Consider the following 6,245-nt stretch of genomic DNA (forward strand, 5'->3'; position numbering starts at 1 on the left):
CTAAACGCAACGCTATTGGCCCGGCCAGGGGTGAAAAAATGTCTCTGGATTCACTGACTTGGGAGGCTGGGGCGGTTTGGCGGGGGTTCCCAGGTAGAGGAAGCCCACNATCTGCTCCAGCTCGCCGACNCCCAGCCCTTCTTTCACCACCGGATGGTAGGTCATGGCCCCGGTCCGCCAGAAGGCCCCNACCCCCTGGGCGAAGGCGGCATTGAGCATGTTCTGTACGGCGGCGCCGGCCGAGATCAGTTGCTCGACGTGCGGCACCTTGGGGTTCTGCCGGCAGGCGGCAATGGCGACCAGAATCAACGGCGCGCGGCGTGGTTTGGCGCGCAGGGATTGTTGATCGGGTTCCGGGGTGTCGGGCGTGTCCTTGAGCATCGCCTGCACGAACAGGTCTCCCAGTCGATCCAGCCCTTCATCTTCAATTACCAGAAAGCGCCAGGGCTGCATCAGGCCGTGATCGGCGGCGCGCAGGGCGGCGCGGTAGATGGCGTCGCGCTGTACATCGGTGGGCGCCGGTTCGGTCAATTTGGGCGAGGAAACCCGTTGGTGCAATACGTCTAGTGCGTGCATAGGAGCCTGTGGTCGAATCAATGGGGCGGGAATGATAACACGACTTCATCGGTTGATTTAAGCGCCATTTAGGCGCGGTTAACCGCTGTTCGTGGACTTTTCGCGTAAAAAAACGTCTAATAGGACCCTCAGGGAGTGACACGCGACTCCAGGACCGACCTTGCCGATTGAAAACCATCCGGCGCCCTCACGCTCCCCAGAGACGCTATTTAGCGAGCGTATTGCGTCGAGCAGGACAGCATACAAGGTTTCCCGATAACAATGACTAAGAACTCAGCGCACAAAAAGCCCGAAGAGGCTCAAGCGGAATCGCCGCTTCACCAATACTATTTTCGATCACTGATCTGCTTTGCCGCCGCCGGCACCCTGGCGTCCTACATTGAATGGTCGGCCATCCAGCCCGTGTATATTGGCACCATTGTTTTTCTGCTGCTGTACACCTACCTGACCTACCACTTCACCCACACGCTGGATCGCGAAAAACTCAGCCGCGTAACCCGCTATTTGTCCTGGGCCGATGCGGCGCTGATCGGGCTGGTCCTCAGCCTGACCAACTTCAGCCTGCTGCCGCTGGCGCTGTTTCTGACCATGATCCAGTTCAACGCCCTTCTCACCGGCGGACTGAGGCGCTGGGGTGAAGATAACGTGGCCTTTGCCGTCGGTATCCTGCTCAGTTTCCTGGTACACAAACCGCAATGGGTGTTCAGTAGCAGCATTGAAATCAGCGCGGCGAGCCTGATCGGTATCATCACCTACTTTCTGGTGTACGCCCTGTATATGCATCAGAGAATGCGCCGCCTGATCATGAACCAGATGAAACTGGAGAATGAGCAGAAATGGCACAAGATCCGCTCGTATAAACTGTCCCGATACCTGCCGCCTCCGGTGTGGCGGGCGATCAATCAGGGCAAGGATCATATGCTACAGGCGGAGCGCAAGCGCATTACCGTGTTCTTCTCGGACATCAAGAACTTCAGCCAACTGTCCGAAGAAATGGAAGCCGAGGCGCTTACGGAGCTGCTCAATCACTACCTGACCGAGATGTCGAAAATCATCACCCACTTTGGCGGCACCATCGACAAGTTTATGGGTGACGGCATTATGGTCATGTTTGGTGATAGCAACAGCAAGGGCGTCAAACAGGACTGCATGAATTGTGTGTCCATGGCCATCGCCATGAAAAAGCGCATGAAGTCCCTGCAGCAGGAGTGGTACAACCAGGGCATCAAAAAGCCCCTGCAGATCCGGATGGGCATGAACACCGGCTATTGCACGGTGGGTACCTTCGGTACCTCAAGCCATCTGGACTACACCGTGCTGGGCACTCACGTGAACCTGGCCAGCCGCCTGGAGTCCGCAGCCCAGCCCGATGAAATTCTGATTTCCCACGAGACCTGGTCGCTGGTCAAAGACGCCGTCATGTGTCAGGACAAGGGCGAAATCACGGTGAAGGGGTTCAGCCAGCCGGTGAAGGTGTACCAGGTGGCCGGGTTCCGTAAGGACCTGGGTAAAAATCAGAGTTTCTTTGAGGATCGCGCCGAAGGCTTCTCCATGTACCTGGATCTGGAGAAGGTGCGCAATTACGAGAAAGCCAAGGTGATCAAGGCGTTGCAGACCGCCGCCGAAAAGCTCAAGGATAAAGTCATCGTATAACCTTGCTCCGGCGGGCCCGGTCCCGCCGGAGCACCACCAGCCTACTGTCGCACCAGACGCTCAAAATCGGGCGCCGACCCCTGCGCTGAGCTGCGCCAGGGGTTGATATCCAACCCGCCGCGACGCGTGTAGCGCGCGAAAACCGTCAGAAACTCCGGCTGACAGCGCGCTTGCAGATCGACAAACATCCGCTCAACGCAGTGCTCGTGAAAGTCCTGATGTTCACGAAACGATACCACGTACTTCAGCAAACCCTCTCGTTCGATTTTTGATCCGCGATAATGAATTTCCACCGTGGCCCAATCCGGTTGACCGGTTACCGGGCAATTGCTCTTCAACAGATGACTGTGCAGCCGCTCTTCAACCAACTCCTCCCCAGTGGCAAGCAACTCGGGCGCCGGGTGGTAGTGCTCGATGGTAACCGGCAGCGCGTCGATACACTCCCCGCCCGCCTCGGCAATCGGCAGTTGAGCGTCCGCCACCGGCTCAAGCTGAACGCTGACGTCTGCACCGGCGGCCGCGCTCAAGTCCTGGATCATCTGCGCCCGCACCTGCTCCTGTCCGACAAAGCGGCTTTGATTGTAGGAGTTCAGATACAGCTTGAATGATTTGGACTCAATCAGGTTCGGACTGGTGCACGGCAATCGAAATTGCGCGATGGCGACGATGGGCTTGCCGCGCTCATCCAGCCAGGAGACTTCATAGCCGGTCCAGAGGTCGGTGCCGTAAAACGGCAGCGCCGACTCACTCAACCCCAGGGACGCCCGAGTCTCGGCCCGGGCGATGGGAAACAACAACCCGGGGTCATAACTCGATGCGTAGGCTGTCTGCTGCCCGAGCGGTCCATGACTGTTGGATGTGTGCTCACTCATAACGCCCCTACCCTGAAAAGTTACGCGCGCAGACGCTTGCCGGTTTTAAGCAGGTGCATGCCAATGGCAAACAGCACCATGACGCACACCACCAGGCCACTGAACGCCACGCCAATATTGACGTCCGACACGCCCAACATGCCATAGCGGAAGGCGTTGACCATATACAGAATCGGGTTCAGCTGGGCCACGCCCTGCCAGAAGTCCGAGAGCAGATCGATCGAGAAAAAGACCCCGCCCAGATAGGTCAGCGGCGTCAGCACAAAGGTCGGCACGATGGAGATATCATCAAAGGTGTTGGCGAACACCGCATTGATGAAACCGGCCAGGGCGAACAGCACCGCCGTGAGCACCACGATGGACACGGTGATGACCCAGCTGTAGATCGGCAGGTCGGTAAAAAACAGTGACAGGATGGTCACCATGACCCCGATCGCCAACCCACGGGCCACGCCACCGAGCACATAGCCCAACAGAATGACGTAGTTCGGTGTGGGCGAGACCAGCACCTCTTCAATACTGCGCTGAAACTTGGCACTGAAAAAAGACGAGCTGACATTCGAGTAAGAGTTGGTCAGCACCGCCATCATGATCAGTCCGGGCACCACAAACTGGATGTAGTCGAAGCCACCCATCTCACCGATACGGCTGCCAATCAGCTTGCCGAAAATCACAAAGTACAGTGCCATGGTGATGGCCGGGGGCAACAGGGTCTGAACCCAGATGCGGGTGAAGCGTTTGATTTCCTTACGCAGAATGGTGGTAAACGCGATCCATTGTTCTTTAAACTCCACGACGATCACCTCCGGTCGCTGGTTCGCTGGCTGTGTTCTCTTCGGTTTCTTCAGTGACGGACTCCGCCGGCTCCCCATTGCCGGTCATGGCGACGAAGAGTTCCTCCAGGCGGTTGGCCTTGTTGCGCATACTGACAATATCGAGCCCCTGGGCGGTCAGCGCGTCAAACACCCGGTTCAACGACTGACCTTTTTCCAGATCCACCTCAAAGCTGTGCTCATCCAGCAGCCGGGTTTCGAAGCCCTCGATATGTGGCGCTTCCCATACCGAATTGGCGCAATCGAAAATGAACACCTCGCGGTTGAGCTCTTTCAACAGGCTGCGAATGGTGGTGTTCTTGACGATTTTGCCCTGATCGATAATGGCCACATGGCGGCACAGGCTTTCCGCCTCTTCCAAGTAGTGGGTGGTCAGGATGATGGTGGTGCCCTGAGCGTTGATTTCCCGCAGGAACTCCCACATGGAACGGCGCAGCTCGATATCCACCCCGGCGGTGGGCTCGTCGAGAATCAGCAGCTTGGGCTCGTGCACCAGCGCCCGGGCAATCATCAACCGGCGCTTCATGCCGCCGGAGAGCATGCGGGCGGGGGTATTGCGCTTGTCCCACAGGCCGAGTTTCTTCAGGTACTTTTCCGTCTGCACCATGGCGACCGACCGGGGCAGGCCGTAAAAGCCGCCCTGTTGCAGCACGATATCCTGAACTTTTTCAAACTGGCTGAAATTGAATTCCTGGGGCACGATGCCCACTTCTTTTTTGGCCCGGGAGAAGTGGGTATCAATATTATGGCCAAAAATTTCCACCTCGCCGCCGGTCTTGCGGACCAGTGAACAGAGAATCCCAATAGTGGTGGACTTGCCGGCGCCGTTGGGCCCCAGCAGCGCGAAAAAGTCGCCGGGCTGGACCTCCATGGAAATGCCCTTCAGGGCATGGAAGCCGCTCCCGTAGACTTTGGAGAGATTTCTAATCGAAAGTGCAGCTGTCATAATGTCGGATTCACTCATTCATTTGGGGGCGGCGATGACTCAGCGCCGCCCGGGGAGTTTAGCGTGTCGACTCAGCTCAACCATTACGCGGAAACACAGCATCGAGACTACCATTTGCGCCTGTTGCGCGATTTTATCCAGCAGGCTCAGCAGCAGCCCCCGTTTATTGAGGAAGACTGCCCCGAGGATGACCTGGAATTTCTGGCCCGCCTGGAAGCGCTCCCCAGAGCCCACCAGGACGAGGATTTCCTGTACCGAGGGCAACAGGTCCTGAGCCGGGTGGTGGCCGCCTACGGCCACCTGGTGCCCCTGCTCCACCGAGACCTGCTCTGGTACTTCGGCGGCGACTGCCTGCATTACATGCCGGATGAAGAGATCGCCAAGTACCAGCTTCTGGACGAACGCCGCCACGAAGCCATTGCCGAGGGCCGGGAGTTCTCCTATGAGCACGAACGGGCCAAGGTGTTTGGCCTGCATTAGTCGGCCAGGGTGCCAGCGGGCACGGGAAGCCGCGTAGTTTAGCAGATTCGGATGTAACCGTCTTTTTAACGAGGGCGGTCGCCCGGCGGTTTGTGTCGGGTTACGCGCTGGGCGCTAACCCGACCTACGGGGTCTACGGGATCAACCCGACACACGGGGTAGCAACTCAGTGACGGCGGGTGCGGCCTTTGGCCTTACCCGCCCTACGCAAACCGTGAACGCCGCGGAATTTGGCGCCATGTAGGGCACGCCGGTGGAATTTGGCACATTGGAGCGGGACCAAAGCGCCGGGAGCGCTTTGGCACGGCGAAGCCGCCCGCAGGGGCCGTCCGCAGGACAACATAATGCGCCGAGTGACAAACCGGCAGGAAGCCGGTTTGCACAGCCGAAGGCTGCCCGAAGGGGCTGTCCGCAGGACAGCACAATGTGGCTCGTGAAACGAGACTCGTTTCCCGGGCGGATTCCTGTGCCCAACGGCCAGACACAAAAAAAGCCGACCGAAGTCAGCTTTCTTTGAAGATTTGGAGCGGGAAACGAGACTCGAACTCGCGACCCCAACCTTGGCAAGGTTGTGCTCTACCAACTGAGCTATTCCCGCCACATTGCGTAAAATGGCGTCCCCTAGGGGACTCGAACCCCTGTTACCGCCGTGAAAGGGCGGTGTCCTAGGCCTCTAGACGAAGGGGACTAAAACTGGTTTTAGTGCAGGCTGACGCCAAACGCTTACACTGTATAAACTGGAGCGGGAAACGAGACTCGAACTCGCGACCCCAACCTTGGCAAGGTTGTGCTCTACCAACTGAGCTATTCCCGCAATGGCGTCCCCTAGGGGACTCGAACCCCTGTTACCGCCGTGAAAGGGCGGTGTCCTAGGCCTCTAGACGA

At 58.1% G+C, this 6,245-nt stretch carries 6 protein-coding genes and 4 tRNA genes; 2 read left to right on the plus strand and 8 right to left on the minus strand.

Annotated elements, in window-relative coordinates; all coding sequences use genetic code 11:
- Window positions 1–12: 12 nt before the first annotated feature.
- Window positions 13–576: a nitroreductase family protein gene (locus tag CMG77_RS10400; protein WP_286904379.1), complete on the minus strand. Its 564-nt coding sequence runs from the start codon at window positions 574–576 to the stop codon at window positions 13–15.
- Between the two features lie 261 nt (window positions 577–837).
- On the opposite strand from CMG77_RS10400, the gene CMG77_RS10405 reads away from it, so the two are divergent.
- The gene (locus tag CMG77_RS10405) at window positions 838–2,229 is read left to right on the plus strand and encodes an adenylate/guanylate cyclase domain-containing protein (protein WP_024460641.1); all 1,392 of its coding nucleotides are present in this window, start codon (window positions 838–840) and stop codon (window positions 2,227–2,229) included.
- 41 nt (window positions 2,230–2,270) lie between these two features.
- Here CMG77_RS10405 and queF read toward each other — a convergent pair whose 3' ends face one another.
- From queF to CMG77_RS10420, 3 genes are read right to left on the minus strand one after another with little or no spacing between them, the layout of a single operon-like run.
- The gene (gene queF / locus CMG77_RS10410; protein ID WP_286807202.1) at window positions 2,271–3,101 is read right to left on the minus strand and encodes an NADPH-dependent 7-cyano-7-deazaguanine reductase QueF; all 831 of its coding nucleotides are present in this window, start codon (window positions 3,099–3,101) and stop codon (window positions 2,271–2,273) included.
- Window positions 3,102–3,121: 20 nt separating this feature from the next.
- Window positions 3,122–3,895, minus strand: a complete 774-nt coding sequence (locus CMG77_RS10415; RefSeq protein WP_024460643.1) for an ABC transporter permease — start codon at window positions 3,893–3,895, stop codon at window positions 3,122–3,124.
- Window positions 3,885–4,880, minus strand: coding sequence for an ABC transporter ATP-binding protein (locus CMG77_RS10420; RefSeq protein WP_123637748.1), 996 nt, complete (start codon window positions 4,878–4,880; stop codon window positions 3,885–3,887). The genes CMG77_RS10415 and CMG77_RS10420 overlap by 11 nt, the downstream gene beginning before the upstream one ends.
- 63 nt (window positions 4,881–4,943) lie before the next feature.
- On the opposite strand from CMG77_RS10420, the gene CMG77_RS10425 reads away from it, so the two are divergent.
- Window positions 4,944–5,360: a PA2817 family protein gene (locus tag CMG77_RS10425; protein WP_024460645.1), complete on the plus strand. Its 417-nt coding sequence runs from the start codon at window positions 4,944–4,946 to the stop codon at window positions 5,358–5,360.
- Between the two features lie 522 nt (window positions 5,361–5,882).
- Here CMG77_RS10425 and CMG77_RS10430 read toward each other — a convergent pair.
- The 4 genes from CMG77_RS10430 to CMG77_RS10445 form a co-directional block, all read right to left on the minus strand.
- Window positions 5,883–5,958, minus strand: a tRNA-Gly gene (locus tag CMG77_RS10430).
- A gap of 14 nt (window positions 5,959–5,972) precedes the next feature.
- Window positions 5,973–6,048, minus strand: a tRNA-Glu gene (locus CMG77_RS10435).
- A gap of 50 nt (window positions 6,049–6,098) precedes the next feature.
- A tRNA-Gly gene (locus CMG77_RS10440) sits at window positions 6,099–6,174 on the minus strand.
- Window positions 6,175–6,176: 2 nt separating this feature from the next.
- A tRNA-Glu gene (locus CMG77_RS10445) sits at window positions 6,177–6,244 on the minus strand.
- Between the last annotated feature and the right edge of the window lies 1 nt (window position 6,245).

Origin of the sequence: Marinimicrobium sp., assembly GCF_002695945.1 — a bacterium.
Taxonomy (GTDB): Bacteria; Pseudomonadota; Gammaproteobacteria; order Pseudomonadales; family Cellvibrionaceae; genus Marinimicrobium; species Marinimicrobium koreense.

Bases quoted from the DNA above. Each gene is read 5' to 3' on its own strand.
- CMG77_RS10405 (WP_024460641.1), top strand. From the start codon at position 838: ATGACTAAGAACTCAGCGCACAAAAAGCCCGAAGAGGCTCAAGCGGAA.
- queF (WP_286807202.1), bottom strand. From the start codon at position 3,101: ATGAGTGAGCACACATCCAACAGTCATGGACCGCTCGGGCAGCAGACA.
- CMG77_RS10420 (WP_123637748.1), bottom strand. From the start codon at position 4,880: ATGACAGCTGCACTTTCGATTAGAAATCTCTCCAAAGTCTACGGGAGC.